Raw genomic sequence first — 19,110 nt, forward strand, 5'->3', positions numbered from 1 at the left:
TTATTTTTTTAAATGTACAAATCAGCGATTTTTTAACCTAAATACCTGTACAACTAAGGCCTGGTTGTATAGCTTTACCGCATCGGTTAGTAACTTTTAATGAATCCTATGAGGGCCAACCATGCAGACTAACGTTCGTATTCCCGCTTCAGTATCTGATATCTCAGCTTATTTGCACAGTGCTGCGCAGCCTTCCCAGCAGGCCATTCTTGGATCTGTTGTTACAGAAATTATCAGTTCTGGCCGTAGCCTGAATCGTAAAGCTATCTGCTCAAAACTTATCAGCCGTTTACAACATGTCGACAACCCGGAAGAAGAGCAGCACTACCATGCATTAATTGGCCTGATCCTGGACCGGAGTTAATCGCGCGCCGATATTGTGTCAGCAAGAGATGTGTAAAGCAGAGTGCAGGCGAATCTCACTACGCGATCGAATTCAGTCAGTCAGGGGCAACGCCTTTATTAATTGTGGTCCTGCATAAACGCCACGGTATTAAATTGGGTTGCCTTATGATTATCTCGTAACACAGTTAAGGTTAAAGCGTTAATCAATTATTCTGTGAACCAGATGCATTGCTAAGTGAACATTATCCCGGAAGACGCTGCGCCGTCATCATCAGCGTAACGTTGACCAGTTGCAGGGCGGCCGCCAGCACAATCAGCATGACAATCCACTGTTTTTTATTACGCCACCCCTGGCTGCGCCAGAGATAAACTGCACCGCCAATCAGCAGCGTGATAATTGCCAGCAGTCCCATAATGATTATCTGCATCTTTCCTCCTTCAATGATAAAAACAAAAATGGCTTCTGTGCCAGGCACAGAAGCCATTTTGACTGCATGTTCTCTATCAGAAGACGCGTTTGAATGGTTTAACCGAGACCTGTTTGTAGACGCCTGCGGCAAAATAAGGGTCATCCTGCGCCCAGGATTGTGCGGCTTCTAATGATGGAAACTCAGCAATCACCGTTGAGCCGGTAAAGCCCGCCACGCCCGGATCGTTACTGTCAACTGCAGGCATCGGCCCTGCAATGATCAGGCGTCCCTCTTCCTGCAGCAGTTTAAGCCGCGCCAGATGGGCGGGGCGAACGGCGTTACGTTTTTCCAGTGACTCTGCAGTATCTTCTGCATAAATGACGTAAAGCACTAAGGAACTCCTGATTATCCGAATTTTGCAACACGTTAAGGGATTGACGATTAGAGTGCAAACGAAACCTGTAGAGGGTGAATCGCTCAGCATAAAGGGCTAAAAAGCGCTTTTCTTCAGAGAGGATGGCGGGAGTTATTGAAACTGATTGCTATTTGCATTTAAAATCGCTGCTTCATTCAATCGCCGCGACTGTTATGACCACGCTGACTATGCCATTACCTAAACGCACGCCTGTCTCCATGTTGTTGTCTGTAGCTTTGCATGGCGCTGTGATTGCCGGAATTCTGTATATGTCATTCCAGCAGGTGAGTGAGGTGCCTAAGGCGTCGCAGCCTATCAGCGTGACGATGGTCGCGCCGGAGGTCCAGCCCGAGCCTGCACCGGCCATCGTGCAGCCGCCTGCGCCGCAGCCAGAACCCCAGCCAGAACCCGAACCGCAGCCTGTACCGGAGCCGCCGAAAGCAGAGCCGGTGCCGATCCCTAAACCTGAACCAAAGCCCAAACCTAAACCCAAACCGGAGCACAAGCGGGAGCAGCCCAAACGCGAGGTGAAGCCGCGTCGGGAGACCAAACCGCAGGCTGACCCCTTTAAGCAGGATGTTCCGGCGACCCAGAACAAACCTGCTGCAGCGCCAAAAGCAACGCCGTCACCCACGGCATCGGCCTCAACCGGTCCCAAAGCCCTGGCCGTTACCAAGCCAGGTTATCCGCCGCGTGCTCTGGCACTGCGGATAGAAGGGCGCGTTCGGGTAAAATTCGATGTGGACAGCGACGGACGGGTGGATAATATCCAGATCCTCTCTGCACAGCCGAGCAATATGTTTGAGCGGACCGTCAAACAGGCGATGAAAAACTGGCGCTACGAGAAAGAGAAGCCAGGACAGGGGCTGACGATGAATATCGTTTTCAAAATCAATGGCGGTGCCAGTATTGAGTAAGGCGCCGGGTCAGGCTCAGATTGCCTGACCCGTCAGTTATCCTGCAGGCTGCTGATTGGCGCGGCCGGCTGGCAGAGGACGTGAATTCCCCTCATTGTCGACTGCCACATAGATAAATACCGCTTCCGTTGCACAGTAGGTTTGACCAATCGGCTCAGATGACACTTTTTTGATCCACACTTCCACGTTAATCGTCATGGAACTGTTACCGGTACGGAGACAGCTCGCATGGCAACTCACCACATCGCCCACCGCGACAGGCTTCATGAATGACATACCGTCAACGCGCACGGTAACCACACGTCCTTCAGCGATCTCTTTTGCCAGGATAGCGCCGCCCATATCCATCTGTGACATCAGCCAGCCACCAAAAATATCGCCGTTGGCGTTGGTGTCTGCCGGCATGGCGAGCGTTCGCAGCACCATTTCGCCTTGCGGTAATTTATGTTTTTCGCCCATTGCTTCCACTTTTTATGCAGGTAAATGCTAAAAAAATGCCCGGCGAGCCGGGCAGATGATTATTTTTGTTCCTGCTGCGGCATCTGTCGCCAGATGTAAAGCCCGCTAAGCAGGGTAAACAGTAAGGTCAGACCCGAGAGACCGAACACTTTAAAGTTAACCCAAAACGCCTGAGATAACCAAAAGGCAACATAGATGTTGACCAGGCCGCAGATCAGGAAGAACAGTGCCCAGGCGACATTGAGCCTGCGCCAGACCGCATCAGGCAGTTGCAGCTCTTTACCCAGCATGCGCTGAATCAGCGTCTGCTCCATAAACCACTGACTGTAGAGCAGGGCGGCGGCAAACAGGCTGTAGATCACCGTGACTTTCCACTTAATGAACTCATCGTTGTGGAACACCAGCGTCAGGGTGCCAAAAACGGCCACCAGCACAAAGGTGAAAATCGTCATCTTTTCCAGCTTGCGATAAAGCACCCAGCTGACCACCAGGGCCAGACCGGTTGCCACAATCAGGGCGCCCGAGGCGACAAAAATGTCATAAAGCTTATAAAAGATGAAAAAGACCACCAGGGGGAGAAAGTCGAGTAGCTGCTTCATAGTTTTTCCATTCAGAGTTGGCTTCAAATGCGCCCGAAGGCACACCGTCAATCAACGTAACAGCATATAGAGCCGATAGAGGTAGATAATCAACATTGCTGAAACCACATTGCCTGCGGCAGTGAAAATTACCGAGGAAACATTCAGCGGGAGTACCGTCAGCGAAGAGAAAAACAGCATCACTATTACTTTGGCCAGCAGCCAGAGCAGTATTGCGGGGGCAATCAGCTTCACATTCTTCCAGGCCATCCGCATACTGGCGCGCATCGCGGCAAAGACACCCATCTTCTCACTGGCGACCATCACGGGCGCCAGCGACAGCAGAATCGTCAGCAGAATGCCTGGCACCACCAGCACCATAAAGCCCAGTTGCGCCACCAGCGTCATCAGGAAGGTCAGGAGCAGCAGCTTTGGCAACAGCGGCGCTGACGCACCAATCGCCCGCAGCGCACTGACACGCTGGCCTGAGGAGACCATCGGGATCAGATAGAGCATGCCGCCAAGCAGCAGCGTATTCCCCATCAGCGCCGCAAAGGTGCTGGCCGCCGAGGCACGCAGCAGCACCTGCTGCTGTTCCGGTGACATATTCTGCACCATCTCAAACAACGAACTGGCACTGTCATCGCCCTGTTGCAGGATGGCCATCTGATCGGCACCGGGTGTCAGCACATGCACCAGCATGACAGTGACAAAAGCGGCCAGCAGCGACATCAACAACACTGTAGAGAGTTGATGCCGCGCAAAATTTCCTGTGTCACGGTATAACGAGCTTGCCGTGATAGACATGTACACTCCTTGAAGGAACCGGGTTAATTAACCCGGCGATTGTACATGTTCTGGCAGCTCCGGGGCACCCGGCAGGGCATAACTTTCTGTCATAACAGGTAAAGATGGCGAAAAAAGGGGAGGAAGACCATAACGGGCGCGGGCACGATCGCAGGCTTCATTATGAATACCTCCTTCACCGGACAAAGTGAATTCCCGACAGGGCGCAGGACGCCGTTCATAGATGCCGCAAGAGACACAGCCGCCAATTTCGCCCTGTAAAGCAACGCAGCGGGGTGCTGCACGGTTAGTGCCACGCATATTACGCATGAACAGGTTAAGCGGTTCGGTTAATTCGGTCGGCACCAGGCCGCCCGCATCATCGGCTTCAGCCCAGTAAAATGAGACACGGAAATGGGCGCAGCAGGCGCCACAGCTGACACAAGGGTTGGAAAGCTCACTCATTTGATCATCCGCCCCTCCCAGGGCATCGAACCAAAATCAACAATGAAGATAAGCAACATAGAGCGGGCAAAATTATTCAGCAAGGGGAATTTGGCTGTGGCCGCCGCAGTTGAAATTGATCTAAATCAATCCATTGTTTTTTAAACACTTTATCTGAATGTTACAGAGTGCAATTTTCTCTGAATCACGTTAAATAATTGCCAGCTAAAAAGCGATGACAGTCGCTACATTCACATTAAGCAAAGGAGTGATGATGAAACTGGCAAAATGCGCGATGCTGCTGGCGCTGGCTCTTCCCCAGCTGGCAATGGCACACGAAGCGGGCGACTTCTTTATGCGGGCCGGCAGTGCCACCGTCCGTCCTACCGAAGGTTCCGATAATGTGTTGGGGATGGGGTCTTTCAGCGCTTCCAACGACACGCAACTGGGTCTGACCTTTACCTATATGGCAACGGATAACATTGGCGTCGAGCTACTGGCGGCCACGCCATTCCGCCATAAAGTGGGTCTTGGTCCGACCGGCACGCTGGCTACCGTGCGCCAGTTACCACCCACGCTGATGGCGCAGTACTACTTTTTTGACAGCAAAAGTAAAGTGCGTCCTTATATCGGCGTAGGTATCAACTACACCACCTTCTACGATGCCGATTTCAATCAGACGGGCCGCGATGCGGGACTGACCGATCTCAGCGTAAAAGATTCCTGGGGTATGGCAGGTCAGGTTGGTCTGGATTATCAGATTAACCGTGACTGGATGCTGAACGCGTCGTTGTGGTACATGGATATTGACACGGAAGTGAAGTTTAAAGCGGGTGGCGAACAGCAGAACATCAATATGCGTATCGATCCCTGGGTCTTCTTCTTCGGAGCGGGTTACCGTTTCTGATGAGAAAAAGGCCGCTGAATCAGCGGCCTTTTTGTGTCGGTTAAGACGTTATTTGATCTGCATGTTGTTGACGACTGACTTCACGCCCGGCACGCTGCGCGTGACCTGTACGGCACGATTAGCCATCTGTGGTGATGAAACAAAGCCGCTCAGCTGAACTTTACCTTTAAAGGTTTCTACGTTGATTTCAGTTGATTTCAGCGACTCATCTTTCAGCAGCTCACCTTTAACTTTCGTGGTCACCACGGTGTCATCAATATAGCCACCGGTTCCCTCTTTGGTTGCGGTTGGCGCACAGGCGCTCAGTGTCAGCGCAACCACGCCCGCCAGTACAGCACCTGTCAGCAGTTTAACGAATTTCATTGCCTTCTCTCCCTGTCACAAAATGGATGCGACGTTACCGTAACGGCGCATTGTCATTGTGGTGCAGATTTTGCAAAAAGGGCAAATATCGAGATGAAAAAAAGGAAACAAATCATGCCTTATCGTGGGATAAGGCATGCTGGCAGGATTAACGGCTGGCGGCTTTGAGGCGGCTGACGAAATTTTTCAGTTCGCTCAGCATCACTTCAGGTTCTGCATGATGCTTTTCAATGATTTTGACAATCGCAGAACCGGAGATCGCACCTGCGGCGCCGGAAGCAATCGCTTCTTTCACCTGTTCAGGCTCTGAAATCCCAAAGCCCTGCAGCGGTGGTGCCGCGTGGTATTCGCGCAGCTTGTCGATCAGATGCTTCAGCGGCAGGCTGGCGCGATTTTCGGCCCCCGTGACACCGGCGCGTGACAGCAGGTAGGTATAACCCCGGCCGTGCGACGCAATCTCGCGCAGCAGGTCATCGCTGGCGTTAGGCGGACAAATAAAGATAGGGGCAACGCCGTGACGCAGAGCCGCCTGGCGGAAAGGCGCTGACTCTTCAACCGGGACATCCGCCACCAGAACCGAATCGACACCCGCTTCGGCACAACGGGCATAAAACGCATCCACGCCGTTAGTGAAGACCAGATTGGCGTACATGAGTAATCCAATCGGCAAATCCGGGTATTTCCGGCGGATAGTCGCCAGCATTTCAAAACACTGGCTGGTGTTGGTGCCCGCCGCAAAGGCGCGCAATGTTGCGTTCTGAATGGTCGGCCCATCCGCCAGCGGATCGGAGAAGGGAATGCCCAGCTCCAGCGCATCCGCGCCACCTTCAACGAGGGCGTCAATCACGCGCAGTGAAAGCTCGGGAGAAGGGTCGCCCAGCGTCACAAAAGGAACGAAAGCCCCTTCGTTGTTCGCTGACAGACGGGTAAAAAGTTGATTGTAACGTTCCATCAGATTTCTCCCTGCGCTGTCAAAATATCATGAACGGTGAAAATATCTTTGTCGCCACGGCCAGAGAGGTTAACGACAATCAACTGCTCTTTTTCCGGTTCGGCGTGAATCATCTTCATAGCGTGCGCCAGGGCGTGAGAGGATTCCAGCGCCGGAATGATACCTTCCGCACGACACAGCTGTTTAAACGCGTCCATTGCTTCGTTATCGGTAATGGAGACATATTCTGCACGACCGATGCTGTTCAGGTGCGCATGCTGCGGACCAACTGAAGGGAAGTCGAGACCGGCAGAAATCGAGTAAGACTCTTCAATCTGGCCATCATGCGTTTGCATCATCGGTGATTTCATTCCGAAGTAGATACCGACGCGGCCGTGCTTAAGCGGTGCGCCATGCTCGCCGGTCTCAATGCCGTGGCCGGCAGGCTCAACGCCAATCAGCTTCACGCCGGGTTCGTCGATAAAGTCGGCAAACATCCCGATAGCGTTGGAGCCGCCACCCACACAGGCGAGGATGGCGTCTGGCAGACGGCCCTCTCTTTCCAGAATCTGCTTTTTAGTCTCTTCGCCGATCATGCGCTGGAACTCACGCACAATGGTCGGGAAGGGGTGCGGACCCGCCGCGGTGCCGAGCATGTAGTGAGAGGTCTCGTAGCTGCCAGACCAGTCGCGCAGCGCTTCGTTACAGGCATCTTTGAGCGTGGCGGAGCCGCTGTGAACCGGGATCACTTCTGCGCCCATCAGACGCATACGGAATACGTTAGGTGACTGACGCTCGACATCTTTCGCACCCATATAGATGCGGCATTTCATGCCCAGCAGCGCACAGGCTAGCGCGGAAGCCACACCGTGCTGACCGGCACCGGTTTCGGCAATGATTTCGTTTTTGCCCATGCGTTTGGCTAACAGCGCCTGACCCAGCACCTGGTTGGTTTTGTGCGCGCCACCATGCAGCAGATCTTCACGCTTCAGGTAGAGGCGGGTTTTCGTGCCTTTTGTCAGGTTTTTGCACAGCGTCAGGGCAGTAGGACGACCCGCATAGTTCTTCAGCAGGTCGGTAAATTCGGCCTGAAACTCAGGATCTTTCTGGGCGTCGACAAACGCCTGTTCCAGCTGCTGAAGAGCGGGCATCAGGATCTGCGGAACATACATTCCGCCAAACTCGCCAAAATAGGGATTCAGTAACGTCATTTTTATCTTCCTTTCTCGGGCCCGCTGTGGAGCAGGCCGGGCAAATCAGTAGGCACGCAGTGTCTGAAACACAGCGGCAATTTTACGGGCATCTTTGATGCCAGGCGCACTTTCCACGCCAGAGTTGAAGTCCAGTCCGGCACAGCCCAGCTGCGCGGCTTCAACACAGTTATCTGCGCTCAGGCCACCGGCCAGCAGCACATCGTTCAGCGTCTGACCCTGCAACAGCGACCAGTCGAAACGCTGTCCGGTGCCGCCATCGCCATTATCAAAGACATAGCGGTCAACATGGGGCCAGTCGCGCGCCGGTAACGTGCCTTCAATGCGCAGCGCCTTCCAGATCTGAATCTCTGCGGGCAGCACCGCACGCAGTTCGGCCACAAATTCCGGTGTCTCATTGCCATGTAACTGCACTGCGGACAGTGAAAGTTCGGTGGCATGCGTGACAATGTCACTAACTGAGTTGTTGCGGAATACGCCGACATAGCGCAGCGGCGCGGCAGCAATCACGGTAAGTGCAGTGGCGGTGTCGATCTGGCGCGGTGAACCTTCAGCGAAAATCAGACCACCGTAGATCGCGCCAGCTTCATACGCAGCACGTGCATCTTCGTCACGGGTTAAGCCGCACACTTTATTGCTGCCCAGCGTGACGCGACGCACCGCGCCCGTCAGGTCAGCTTCTTCCATCAGGGCTGAGCCAATCAGGAAGCCATTCGCAAAGTGGCTCAGCTCGCGAATATCAGCGTAGCTGTTAATACCCGATTCGCTGATGACCGTCACGCCGTGCGACAGGCGTGGCGCCAGTTGGCGGGTACGGTTGAGATCAATAGAGAGGTCACGCAGGTCGCGGTTGTTAATTCCCACGACTTTAGCCTGCAGCGCGATAGCCCGCTCAAGCTCCTCTTCATTACTCACTTCCGTCAGAATGCCCATCTTCAGGCTGTGCGCCACGGCGGCCAGTTGACGATACTGCTCATCGTCAAGTACCGACAGCATCAGCAGGATCGCATCCGCCTGGTAGTAGCGGGCAAGATAGATCTGATAAGGGTCGATGATAAAATCTTTGCACAGCACAGGCTGGGTGATGGCAGCGCTGACAATCGGCAGAAAGGCGAAGTCGCCCTGAAAATATTTCTCATCAGTCAGCACGGACACCGCGGAAGCGTAATGGCGGTAAACCCCGGCAATGGCGGCTGGATCGAAATCCTCGCGAATCACGCCTTTTGAGGGTGACGCTTTTTTACACTCCAGGATAAACGCGGTTCTTGCGCCCTGCAGCGCGTCGTAGAAATGACGGCTGGCAGGTTCAATGCTGTTCTGAAAGGTGGAAAGAGGCTGCTGCTGCTGGCGGGCTTCAACCCAAATCGCTTTGTCCTGAACAATTTTTTCTAACACGGTGCCTTTCATGATTATCCTCTTGCTGCCAGTGCGACTACACGCTCATAAGCCTGTCCGCTGCGGATGGCGTTAAGCGCCTGCTGTGCGTTTTCACGCAGATCTTCCTGACCAAATACTTTAAGCAACATCGCCACGTTGACGGCGACCGCCTCCTCATGGGCCTGCTGGCCATTACCCTGGAGTAAAGCCGTCAGAATGTCACGATTTTCTTCCGGCGTGCCGCCCGCCAGCGCTTCTTTGGGATGGAAGCCAAAACCAAAATCTTCTGGCGAAAGCTGATAGCGGGTGATTTCCCCTTCACGGAGTTCAGCCACGTGTGTCACATCGTGCAGCGCCACTTCATCCATGCCGCCACCGTGAACCACTGCGGCGCGCTGATAACCCAGCACTTTCAGCGTCTGGGCAATCGGCATCACCAGGTCCGGGCTATAAACACCGATTACTGCCAGTGGAGGGCGCGCCGGGTTGATCAGCGGACCTAACACATTAAATAGCGTACGGGTCTTCAGCTGCTGACGGACCGGCATCGCGTGGCGAAAGCCGGTGTGGTACTGGGGCGCAAACAGGAAGCAGACGTTCAGATCGTCCAGCGCCTGGCGCGCACGGTCAGCGGGCATATCAAGATTAATACCAAAAGCGGCCAGCAGATCCGATGAACCCGATTTACTGGAGACGCTGCGGTTGCCGTGCTTCGCGACTTTCAGACCGCAGGTCGCGGCCACAAAGGCGCTGGCCGTCGAGATATTAATGCTGTTACTGCCATCTCCACCGGTGCCCACGATATCGGCAAACGCGTAATCCGGGCGGGGAAACGGTTTGGCATCTTCCAGCAGCGCCGTGGCGGCTCCGGCAATCTCTTCCGGCGTTTCACCGCGTACTTTCATGGCAACCAGCGCGGCAGCAAGCTGCGTGGGCTCCAGCTGTCCGGTAATAATGGCGCTGAACAGCGCATGACTTTCAGCCTGATTCAGCGTCTGCGCCTGGTAAAGTTTTTCCAGTGTCTGTTGCATCGTTATTCTCCCTGTTACTTCGCCAGCGCCCAGGCCAGCGTCTGTTCAAGCAGACGCGCGCCCTGAGAAGTCAAAATCGATTCTGGATGGAACTGGAAACCGCAGACGCGATCGGCTTCATGGCGAACAGCCATGACCATCCCGTTGTAACTGGCGTTGACCGTCAGCTCATCTGGCGTGTTGCTGCCCACCAGCGAGTGATAGCGCGCCACCGGCAGTGGATTACTCAGGCCGTTAAACATGGCTTCGCCGTCATGAACGATGGAAGAGGCTTTGCCGTGCAGGATCTCGCCTGCCTGACCCACATGGCCGCCATAGGCTTCGACAATTGCCTGATGCCCCAGACAGATACCGATAATTGGCAGACGACCGCGCAGCACCCGCAGCAGCGCCGGCATACAGCCAGCATCTTTTGGTGCACCGGGGCCGGGGGAGAGCATCAGCACCGGATTTTCCATCCGCTGCAGCTGTTCAATTAACAGTTCAGCGGGAAGATTGTTGCGATAAATCACCACGTTGTGACCAAAGGTCCGCAGCTGATCAACCAGGTTATAGGTAAATGAGTCGATGTTATCGAGCAGCAGAATATCGGCCATCAGAAGATCTCCTTGCAGTGATGGGCAGTTGCAATAGCGCGCAGTACGGCGCGAGCTTTATTGCGGCTTTCATCCGCTTCAGCCTGCGGATTAGAGTCCAGCACCACACCGGCGCCCGCCTGCACGGTGGCAACGCCGTCTTCGACATAGGCCGAACGAATAACGATACAGGTATCGAGATCGCCCTGGGCAGTGAAGTAACCCACCGCGCCGCCATAGCTGCCGCGACGCGTGCGTTCAGCACCGGCAATCAGCTGCATGGCACGAACCTTAGGTGCACCACTTAGCGTGCCCATGTTCATACAGGCGCGATAGGCGTGCAGGACGTCGAGGTCGGCGCGCAGCGTGCCCACGACGCGGGAAACCAGATGCATCACAAAGGAATAGCGGTCGACTTTGGTCAGATCAGCGACATAACGGCTGCCGGGCACGCAGATACGCGCCAGATCGTTACGCGCCAGATCCACCAGCATCAGATGTTCAGCCAGCTCTTTATGGTCGGTGCGCATCTCCAGTTCAATGCGGCTGTCGAGATCGCGGTCCAGTGAACCATCTGCATGGCGGCCACGTGGACGGGTACCGGCAATCGGGTAGATCTCAATCTGACGCGAGGTGGCGTCATACTTCAGCGAGCTTTCAGGCGACGCGCCAAACAGGGAGAAATCCTGATCCTGCATGAAAAACATGTACGGGCTTGGGTTGCTGTTTTTCAGCGTGTCGTAGGCGGCCAGCGGTGACGGGCACGGCAGCGAGAAGCGGCGCGACGGCACGACCTGGAAAATCTCGCCGATGCGAATCGCCTGCTGCATGGTGCGAACCACGTCGCAGTACTCTTCATCACTCTGGCTGGTCGTCAGCGACATCTGTTCTACCGACTGAACCGGCAGGGCCGGAGCAGGCTGCAGCATCTGACCATGAAGCTGCTCAATGCGACGTTGCAGGCGCTGGAATTCGCTGGTGGACGGGCAGAACAGGCTGGCCTGCAGACGCGCGCTGCGGGTCTGGTGATCGATCACCAGTAAGGTCTCTGCCAGGTAAAAACAGTAGTCGGGGCAGCGTTGCTGATTATCCAGCTCCGGCAGGGTTTCAAAACCTGCCACCAGATCATAAGCGAACAAGCCTCCCAGCAGCACGGCTTCACGTTCGTCGGCAGAGGAGTTAACCAGCTGTGGAATCAGACGCAATGCATCAAACACCGACAGGGCCTTAAGGCGGGAATCTTCATCCTGCTGATGATCGGTGCTCTGCGGGAAAGTCAGCTCGCGTCCATCGGGACGGACCTGATTGCTGACGGAGGCGGGCAGCGCCTCATCCAGCAGTGGCAGCACGGCGCGGCCATTTTCTGACAGCGCCTGAACGGTAACCGTATTACCCATGGCGCTGATACGCAGCGCGCTGTCGACAATCAGCAGGCTTTTCAAATTGCGCTTGCTGTCGATGTCAGCAGATTCGAGCAGCAGGGTTGCCGGACGTGCGCCGCACAGCTGATGAAACACTGCGGCCGGATCTTCGCGGTAGGGCGCGTTGCCGGTAATCAACTTCACTGTAGGTTTCGCATTTGGCATGATGATTTCTCTGAATTTCGCTCAAAAAAAAGCCCGCTCGGTGGCGGGCTCAGGTATTAGCACAGCGTTTACGCAAAGTGTGCACGACCCAGTCGCCCGTATTCGGGAACATCGCGCCAACCGTTTAAATGCGTGATTACAACAGCCATGATTCAATACCCGTTACGTGTGAACTTGTGTACTAGTTAACGGGTTCAGCGCGGAAAAGTCAATAGCCTTTTTCACTGAGCATTAAAATCGTTATCATGCTGGCCGGTTTAGTATTAGCAGGAGTTCTCTTGAGCGATATCGCCCGTTTCCCGGTTTACGATTTACACAGTCACACGCGTGCCTCCGATGGCTTTCTGACGCCAGCTGCGCTGGTGCAGCGAGCTGTAGAGATGCGCGTCGGCGTACTGGCGATCACCGATCACGACAGCGTTGCAGGTGTAGAAGAAGCGCAGCAAACGGCACTCGACCAGGATTTACCGATAAAGGTGCTGGCAGGTGCAGAGATCTCCACACTCTGGGAGAACCATGAGATTCACATCGTGGGCCTGAACATTGACATCCACCATCCGGCGATGGTGACCTTTCTGGCCGGACAACATGCGTGCCGTCGGATACGGGCCGAAGAGATCGGTGAACGACTGGCCAGGGCGCGTATTCCGGATGCGCTGGCGGGAGCGATGCGACTGGCAGATGGCGGCATCATTACCCGTGGTCACTTTGCCCGCTTCCTGATTGAGCAGGGTAAAGCTGAGAACATGGTGCAGGTGTTCAAAAATTATCTGGCGCGTGGCAAAACCGGCTACGTGCCGCCACAATGGTGTACAATTAAACAAGCTATTGATGCGATTCATCATTCTGGTGGTTGTGCCGTGCTGGCGCATCCTGGCCGTTACGGTTTATCGGCAAAGTGGCTTAAACGACTGGTCGCCCATTTCCGCGAAGCGGGGGGCGATGCGATGGAAGTCGCACAGTGCCAGCAGCCACCTAATGAGCGCACGACACTGGCGCAATACGCCAGAGATAATGAACTGGCCGCATCACAAGGTTCTGATTTTCATCAACCCTGCCCGTGGATTGAGTTGGGCCGCAAACTCTGGCTGCCCGCGGCGGTTGAGCCGGTCTGGGAACGCTTCCCGGATCTCGCTCCCAGCCTGGCAATCACGGAAAGGTGACACGAGGTTTTTATGAGTCAATTGTTTCACATTCATCCGGATAACCCACAGCCGCGCCTGATTAATCAGGCGGTCGACTACCTGAACAAAGGCAGCGTCATCGTCTATCCGACCGATTCCGGCTATGCGCTAGGCTGTCGGCTGGAAGAGAAGGGCGCGATGGAGCGCATTTGCCGTATCCGTCAGCTCGATGGGCACCACAACTTCACCCTGATGTGCCGTGACCTCTCAGAACTGTCGGTTTATTCGCAGGTGGGCAACTCCGCCTTTCGTCTGCTGAAAAACAACACGCCGGGTAACTACACCTTTATTCTTAAGGCGACCAAAGAAGTGCCGCGTCGCCTGATGAATGAGAAGCGTAAGACCATTGGTCTGCGCGTACCGTCGAATCCAGTCGCACTGGCGCTGCTGGAAGCCCTGAATCAGCCGATGATGTCGACCTCATTGATCCTGCCCGGCAACGATTTCACCGAGTCCGATCCGGAAGAGATTCAGCACAGCATTGGTAAGCTGGTCGATCTGATCATTGACGGCGGCACGCTGGGACAGCAGCCGACCACGGTGGTCGATCTGACCACCGATGCACCGGAAATTGTGCGTGAAGGGGTGGGCGATACCCGCCCGTTCCTGTAATTAAGTCGGGCTTCAGACACCGCGGGTCGGTGTCTGAGCCAGATTCGACTCTAGCCAGCTCTTAAACTGGCCGTAAGGAATATAAAGTGACACATCTTTCAGGATCACTTTGTTATTACGACCATTCTTAATCGAATCAGAATAGCCAACAATAACGCCGCTTAGCGTATCATCACGGTTGTAAACGCCGCCGCCCGACATTCCCTGAACCACGCCTGCGTTAGACGCCATGGCGATACACGGGCTTTTATTCCAGTTATTCCTGATAGCCGTGCGGGCTAAATTAACCCCTGTCGATTCAACGGGCATCGCGGAAATAAAGCTGTAGCCATACATTTTAACGGGATCGCCGATGTCACCGCTGCGGAATTTAGCCAGCGTGTTAGCATCATTCTTGTGATAAATAATCGCAAGGTCGCAATAAGGGTGATATGACTTCACGCGCTGTACGGCAGTTTTAGCAACGTGCGCAGCGGTGAGGCTATATTCAGGCGTCAGAGGTATGCTGGTGCCCAGTGTGCCGAGACCGAGGATCGTCGGAATGCCCGTCACGCTCATATCTACGTGCTGCATCGCCGTGCGACTGTACTCAGTATGGCCCACAGAGCAACCGCTCAGGACCAGTGCAGCAAGCACCGGGCACAGAAACAGGTTTCTCATAATGGTTTTCTTTATTCAGGCATGTCGGAAAATCCCTGGTGAAGATTTGTGACATGCAAGCAAGGTTCATCACTGAACCGTATTAACGCAACAACTCCGGATGCGCCGGTTTATTGGATTAATTAAAAAACGCTATTTTTATTAACGTATGGCATAACCACACGCTGATGTTGCAAAAACGCTTTATCGCGTTTTTATGCTTTTTTATTGTACTGCTGAGATTAAGTGTACCATCTTAATAGTATCGTACAATTTATTAAAGTTAATAAAAAACAAATATCACGGAAAATAAGGTTTTAAATAAATCTCCCTTAGGAATCAACTGCCTTTTTTATATCGACCGATCGCTTGTCATGGATAAAATCAAACAGGCAGTTTTTTACACTAGCACTGGCGCTTTTTGCAGAGCATCAAAAGCACGAGCCCAGCAAAAGAAGCTTAAGGTAGTGTTAAGGTTTTTATCATCAGAACATGGTTTTGCCTGGAAATGAATGCTTAAGAAATTTAATTACGCTCAGCTATAAAGTTTTTGATGTCTGCGTTTTATTAAACATATTTTCTTATGATAAAGGGTGATGTTATTTAGATGTAAATTAAAGATTATCAGATATAAAACAATCAGAAACCAAACTATTATTAAGCCATTGCTCTGCTCATAAAGCACGTTACATCAGCGTTAAATGCCTGTATAATGGGGCCAACCTGCTAAGTTAACCTGTTGATTTAGAAAGAATTATCACCCAATCATGACGCCTGGGAAGGCGACAAAGAGGAAGCTCAATGAGCGAAAAGTTACAGAAAGTCTTAGCGCGTGCCGGTCATGGCTCGCGTCGTGAAATCGAATCAATGATAGCTGCTGGCCGTGTCAGCGTTGACGGCAAGATCGCCACACTGGGCGACCGCGTCGAAAGCAGCAAATCCCTGAAAATCCGTATTGATGGCCATCTGGTATCGATTGCTGAATCCGCAACCGAAGTATGCCGTGTGCTGGCTTACTACAAACCGGAAGGCGAACTCTGTACCCGCAGCGATCCTGAAGGCCGCCCAACGGTGTTTGACCGCCTGCCTCGTCTGCGTGGTTCACGCTGGATTGCCGTTGGCCGTCTGGATGTGAACACCTGTGGTCTGATGCTCTTCACCACCGACGGTGAACTGGCGAACCGCCTGATGCATCCGAGCCGTGAAGTGGAACGTGAATATGCAGTGCGCGTCTTTGGCCAGGTCGACGATGATAAAATTCGTCAGTTGAGTAAAGGTGTTCAGCTGGAAGATGGCCCGGCTGCGTTTAAAACGCTTAAGTTTGGCGGCGGGGAAGGGATCAACCAGTGGTATAACGTCACCCTCACCGAAGGACGTAATCGTGAAGTACGTCGTTTGTGGGAAGCGGTCGGCGTGCAGGTCAGTCGTCTGATGCGTGTCCGCTACGGCGATATCACCTTACCAAAAGGCCTGCCACGTGGTGGCTGGACTGAACTGGATCTGCCAGCGGTAAACTACCTGCGTAACCTGGTTGAGCTGGATGATGAAACCGTCACTAAGCTGGTGGTCGAAAAAGATCGTCGTCGTACCAAGGCGAACCAGATTCGTCGTGCCGTGAAACGGCACACTAAAGTGAGCAGCACACCTCGTGCGCCACGCCGCAATCCGGGCAGCAAACGTAACTCCGGTTAATAGCGTTGCCTGAATGCTAAAAACGCAGCCCCGTGGCTGCGTTTTCTTTTTCTGTTACCAGTCAATTCCCTGCTGAGCCTGTATACCGGCATCAAATGCGTGTTTCACTGGCCGCATCTCCGTTACCGTATCTGCCATCTCCGTCAGGCTGCGATGACAGCCTCGTCCGGTAATAATCACGCTCTGATGTGCCGGGCGCTGTTGCAGGGTGGTGATCAGATCGTCCAGCGGCAGATAATCCATGCTGACCATATAGGTGATTTCATCGAGCACCACCAGATCGATCTGCTCATCGGCCAGCATCCGCTTTGCATGCTGCCACACAGCCAGACAGGCGGCGGTATCCGTTTCGCGGTTCTGCGTGTCCCACGTAAACCCGGTTGCCATCACCTGAAACTCCACACCGTGCTGTTCCAGAAGGTTTCGCTCGCCATTCGGCCAGTCACCTTTAATAAACTGGATCGCTGCTGCTCGCTTGCCATGTCCGGTGGCGCGAAGTGCTGTGCCAAAGGCTGCCGTGGTTTTGCCTTTGCCATTGCCGGTGAACACCATCAGGATGCCACGAACCTCGGTGGCCGCTGCAATGCGCGCATCGACCTGCTCTTTTAAACGTTGCTGACGTTGTTGATGACGATCGTCAGCCATTATTCCGCGGCTCCCGGTTTTCTGCCCGGCTGTGCATCAAAGCTGATACCGGTTTTGCGTCGGCTGTCATCACCCATCAGATAAAGGTAGAGCGGCATCAGATCGGCAGGGGTTTTCAGCTTATTAGCATCTTCCTGCGGGAAAGCACTGGCGCGCATTTTGGTGCGCGTGCCGCCCGGATTGATACAGTTTACCCGCAGCGAGTGCGTCTTATATTCATCAGCCAGTACCTGCATCATTCCTTCGGTAGCAAATTTAGAGACGGCATAAGCGCCCCAGCCCGCGCGACCCGTACGGCCAACGCTGGAGGTGGTAAAGACCAGTGAACCGGCATCCGATTTTAACAGCAGCGGTAACAGTGCCTGGGTCAGGAAGAAGGTCGCATCCAGATTGATATTCATCACCTCCTGCCAGATCTGTGGGTCCAGTTCCGCCAGCGGCACAATCTCACCCAGGATACCGGCGTTGTGCAGCACGCCGTCAAGACGCGGAAACTGCTGAGCCAGTTGCTCTCCAATCTGATGGCAACGTTCCGGCGTCGCATCGGCCAGATCGAACACCACAGTGTGAGCAGGGCATTGATTAAGTTGATTGATAGCCTGTGCGACCTGCTGAAGCTTATCAGCGTTACGGCCCATCAGGATCACTTCAGCGCCATAACGGGCGTAAGTCAGCGCCGCCTCCCGGCCAATACCATCGGAAGCACCCGTGACCAGGATAATACGGTGATTGAGCAGGTCGCTTTTCGGTTGATAGTGCACAGCGGGATCCTCCAGCGAAAACAGCATGATTCCGCTTTATGCCTGAATTTACGAATGGGCGCAATCGCCAACCTGCGCATTCTGTGCCGGCTGCTGGCATTTCAGGCGACGGAGCAGGGCAAAACGGCTAAACTGGCGAACTGTTTTTGATTCTCTGTAACTAAGGCGACCTGATGGATTTTATTTCAACGTATGGACTGTTTTTAGCGAAAGCGGTGACACTGGTGGTTGCCGTCGCCGCGATCGTCATGATTATTATGAATGCTGCGCTGCGCAAGCGGGCACAAAATGGTCAGCTTCGCCTGACGCATCTGGGTGATGACTATCAGCAGATGAAAGAGGATTTGCAGCTGGCAAAAATGAAACCCCAGGCGCAAAAAGTCTGGCTGAAAAACCATAAAAAAAGCGAAAAGCTGAAAGCGAAAGCGGAAAAACAGGCGGCGAAGCAGGGGCAGACTGACAGCGTCAAACCCACCCTTTATGTGCTCGATTTTAAAGGCAGCATGGATGCCGGTGAGGTGACCTCACTGCGTGAAGAGATATCAGCAGTACTGGCCGTAAAACAGCCCGGCGATGAAGTGCTGTTGCGTCTTGAAAGTCCGGGCGGCGTGGTACATGGCTATGGCCTGGCGGCCTCGCAGCTGCAGCGTCTGCGCGATCAGGGACTGCGTATTACGGCAGCCGTGGATAAAGTGGCGGCCTCCGGCGGATACATGATGGCCTGCGTAGCTGACCGCATCGTGGCAGCACCGTTCTCAATCATTGGCTCAATTGGTGTGGTTGCGCAAATTCCTAACTTCAACCGCCTGCTGAAACGTAACGATATCGATGTTGAGCTGCATACCGCCGGACAATATAAGCGTACGCTGACGCTCTTCGGTGAAAACACCGAAGAAGGGCGTGAGAAGTTCCAGGAAGATCTTGACGAAACACACCTGTTATTTAAACAGTTCGTTCACCAGATGCGCCCGTCACTCGATATCGATAAGGTTGCAACCGGTGAACACTGGTATGGCCGTCAGGCGCTGAATCTGGGGCTGATTGACGAAATTGGCACCAGCGATGATTTGATCATTCGTCAGATGGATCAGTTCAACGTTCTTGGCGTGCATTATGCCCGTCGCCGTAAAATGATGGACCGCTTTACCCAGAGTGCTGGTTCGGTGGCCGAGCGGCTGTTGCTGAAACTCTGGCAGCGTGGTGAAAAGCCATTGCTCTGATGCGAAACCCGGCCTGTGCCGG

The 19,110-nt window shown here is 53.9% G+C and carries 21 protein-coding genes, 1 pseudogene and 1 other annotated feature; of the genes and pseudogenes, 7 read left to right on the top strand and 15 right to left on the bottom strand.

What is annotated here, in order from left to right; genetic code table 11:
• Window positions 1-121: 121 nt before the first annotated feature.
• Entirely contained in the window at window positions 122-364 is a 243-nt protein-coding gene (gene ycgZ, locus EE896_RS08815; RefSeq protein ID WP_003853913.1) for a regulatory protein YcgZ, read from the top strand.
• A gap of 223 nt (window positions 365-587) precedes the next feature.
• Here ycgZ and EE896_RS08820 read toward each other — a convergent pair whose 3' ends face one another.
• Together EE896_RS08820 and EE896_RS08825 are read right to left on the bottom strand one after the other, a co-directional pair.
• The gene (locus tag EE896_RS08820; protein WP_140915454.1) at window positions 588-773 is read right to left on the bottom strand and encodes a hypothetical protein; all 186 of its coding nucleotides are present in this window, start codon (window positions 771-773) and stop codon (window positions 588-590) included.
• A 76-nt stretch (window positions 774-849) separates the two neighbouring features.
• Window positions 850-1,146 (bottom strand): YciI family protein, encoded by a 297-nt coding sequence (locus EE896_RS08825; protein ID WP_003853909.1) that lies wholly within the window; start codon window positions 1,144-1,146, stop codon window positions 850-852.
• A 197-nt stretch (window positions 1,147-1,343) separates the two neighbouring features.
• On the opposite strand from EE896_RS08825, the gene tonB reads away from it, so the two are divergent.
• The gene (tonB, locus tag EE896_RS08830) at window positions 1,344-2,087 is read left to right on the top strand and encodes a TonB system transport protein TonB (protein WP_008925290.1); all 744 of its coding nucleotides are present in this window, start codon (window positions 1,344-1,346) and stop codon (window positions 2,085-2,087) included.
• 36 nt (window positions 2,088-2,123) lie between these two features.
• Here the strand turns inward: tonB and yciA are convergent, their stop codons facing one another.
• Genes yciA through EE896_RS08850 form a run of 4 tightly spaced genes read right to left on the bottom strand, consistent with a single transcriptional unit; the run spans window position 2,124 to window position 4,375 of the window.
• A complete protein-coding gene (gene yciA, locus EE896_RS08835) occupies window positions 2,124-2,546 on the bottom strand; it encodes an acyl-CoA thioester hydrolase YciA (RefSeq protein ID WP_003853906.1) in 423 nt (140 codons plus the stop codon).
• A 59-nt stretch (window positions 2,547-2,605) separates the two neighbouring features.
• Window positions 2,606-3,145 carry a septation protein A gene (locus EE896_RS08840; protein WP_003853904.1) on the bottom strand — a complete coding sequence of 180 codons (540 nt, stop codon included), beginning with the start codon at window positions 3,143-3,145 and terminating at the stop codon, window positions 2,606-2,608.
• 51 nt (window positions 3,146-3,196) lie between these two features.
• A complete protein-coding gene (locus EE896_RS08845; protein WP_003853901.1) occupies window positions 3,197-3,931 on the bottom strand; it encodes a YciC family protein in 735 nt (244 codons plus the stop codon).
• 27 nt (window positions 3,932-3,958) lie between these two features.
• Window positions 3,959-4,375 (bottom strand): YkgJ family cysteine cluster protein, encoded by a 417-nt coding sequence (locus EE896_RS08850; RefSeq protein ID WP_140915453.1) that lies wholly within the window; start codon window positions 4,373-4,375, stop codon window positions 3,959-3,961.
• Between the two features lie 250 nt (window positions 4,376-4,625).
• Between EE896_RS08850 and ompW the strand changes: the two genes are divergently transcribed.
• Window positions 4,626-5,261, top strand: coding sequence for an outer membrane protein OmpW (gene ompW / locus EE896_RS08855; protein WP_181162201.1), 636 nt, complete (start codon window positions 4,626-4,628; stop codon window positions 5,259-5,261).
• A 48-nt stretch (window positions 5,262-5,309) separates the two neighbouring features.
• Here ompW and EE896_RS08860 read toward each other — a convergent pair whose 3' ends face one another.
• The 6 genes and pseudogenes from EE896_RS08860 to EE896_RS08890 form a co-directional block, all read right to left on the bottom strand.
• Window positions 5,310-5,624 (bottom strand): BON domain-containing protein, encoded by a 315-nt coding sequence (locus EE896_RS08860; RefSeq protein WP_003853895.1) that lies wholly within the window; start codon window positions 5,622-5,624, stop codon window positions 5,310-5,312.
• Between the two features lie 148 nt (window positions 5,625-5,772).
• Complete coding sequence (trpA, locus tag EE896_RS08865; RefSeq protein ID WP_078804458.1) at window positions 5,773-6,576, bottom strand: tryptophan synthase subunit alpha; 804 nt, start codon at window positions 6,574-6,576, stop codon at window positions 5,773-5,775.
• On the bottom strand, window positions 6,576-7,766 hold the full coding sequence (gene trpB / locus EE896_RS08870) for a tryptophan synthase subunit beta (protein ID WP_003853891.1): 1,191 nt from the start codon (window positions 7,764-7,766) through the stop codon (window positions 6,576-6,578). The genes trpA and trpB overlap by 1 nt, the downstream gene beginning before the upstream one ends.
• Before the next feature lie 45 nt (window positions 7,767-7,811).
• Window positions 7,812-9,173 carry a bifunctional indole-3-glycerol-phosphate synthase TrpC/phosphoribosylanthranilate isomerase TrpF gene (gene trpCF / locus EE896_RS08875; RefSeq protein ID WP_003853888.1) on the bottom strand — a complete coding sequence of 454 codons (1,362 nt, stop codon included), beginning with the start codon at window positions 9,171-9,173 and terminating at the stop codon, window positions 7,812-7,814.
• Window positions 9,174-9,175: 2 nt separating this feature from the next.
• Window positions 9,176-10,770 (bottom strand): annotated as a pseudogene (gene trpD / locus EE896_RS22580) (bifunctional anthranilate synthase glutamate amidotransferase component TrpG/anthranilate phosphoribosyltransferase TrpD).
• A complete protein-coding gene (locus EE896_RS08890; protein ID WP_140033352.1) occupies window positions 10,770-12,335 on the bottom strand; it encodes an anthranilate synthase component 1 in 1,566 nt (521 codons plus the stop codon). Before EE896_RS08890 ends, trpD begins: the two are co-directional and overlap by 1 nt.
• 23 nt (window positions 12,336-12,358) lie before the next feature.
• Window positions 12,359-12,460, bottom strand: a sequence feature (Trp leader region).
• A gap of 153 nt (window positions 12,461-12,613) precedes the next feature.
• On the opposite strand from EE896_RS08890, the gene rnm reads away from it, so the two are divergent.
• Window positions 12,614-13,498, top strand: a complete 885-nt coding sequence (gene rnm / locus EE896_RS08895) for an RNase RNM (RefSeq protein WP_003853885.1) — start codon at window positions 12,614-12,616, stop codon at window positions 13,496-13,498.
• A gap of 12 nt (window positions 13,499-13,510) precedes the next feature.
• Window positions 13,511-14,131, top strand: coding sequence for an L-threonylcarbamoyladenylate synthase (locus tag EE896_RS08900; RefSeq protein ID WP_003853883.1), 621 nt, complete (start codon window positions 13,511-13,513; stop codon window positions 14,129-14,131).
• A 12-nt stretch (window positions 14,132-14,143) separates the two neighbouring features.
• Here EE896_RS08900 and EE896_RS08905 read toward each other — a convergent pair whose 3' ends face one another.
• Window positions 14,144-14,791, bottom strand: a complete 648-nt coding sequence (locus EE896_RS08905; RefSeq protein ID WP_008925283.1) for a hypothetical protein — start codon at window positions 14,789-14,791, stop codon at window positions 14,144-14,146.
• Between the two features lie 780 nt (window positions 14,792-15,571).
• Here EE896_RS08905 and rluB point away from each other — a divergent pair.
• A complete protein-coding gene (gene rluB / locus EE896_RS08910) occupies window positions 15,572-16,462 on the top strand; it encodes a 23S rRNA pseudouridine(2605) synthase RluB (RefSeq protein ID WP_003853880.1) in 891 nt (296 codons plus the stop codon).
• 54 nt (window positions 16,463-16,516) lie between these two features.
• On the opposite strand, the gene cobO is transcribed toward rluB, so the two are convergent.
• Window positions 16,517-17,107: a cob(I)yrinic acid a,c-diamide adenosyltransferase gene (cobO, locus tag EE896_RS08915; protein ID WP_003853878.1), complete on the bottom strand. Its 591-nt coding sequence runs from the start codon at window positions 17,105-17,107 to the stop codon at window positions 16,517-16,519.
• A complete protein-coding gene (locus EE896_RS08920) occupies window positions 17,107-17,868 on the bottom strand; it encodes a YciK family oxidoreductase (protein WP_003853876.1) in 762 nt (253 codons plus the stop codon). The genes cobO and EE896_RS08920 overlap by 1 nt, the downstream gene beginning before the upstream one ends.
• 173 nt (window positions 17,869-18,041) lie before the next feature.
• Between EE896_RS08920 and sohB the strand changes: the two genes are divergently transcribed.
• Window positions 18,042-19,088 carry a protease SohB gene (gene sohB, locus EE896_RS08925; protein WP_003853872.1) on the top strand — a complete coding sequence of 349 codons (1,047 nt, stop codon included), beginning with the start codon at window positions 18,042-18,044 and terminating at the stop codon, window positions 19,086-19,088.
• The last annotated feature ends 22 nt before the right edge of the window (window positions 19,089-19,110 follow it).

Origin of the sequence: Pantoea eucalypti (assembly GCF_009646115.1) — a bacterium.
In the GTDB taxonomy this organism is placed as follows: Bacteria; Pseudomonadota; Gammaproteobacteria; order Enterobacterales; family Enterobacteriaceae; genus Pantoea; species Pantoea eucalypti.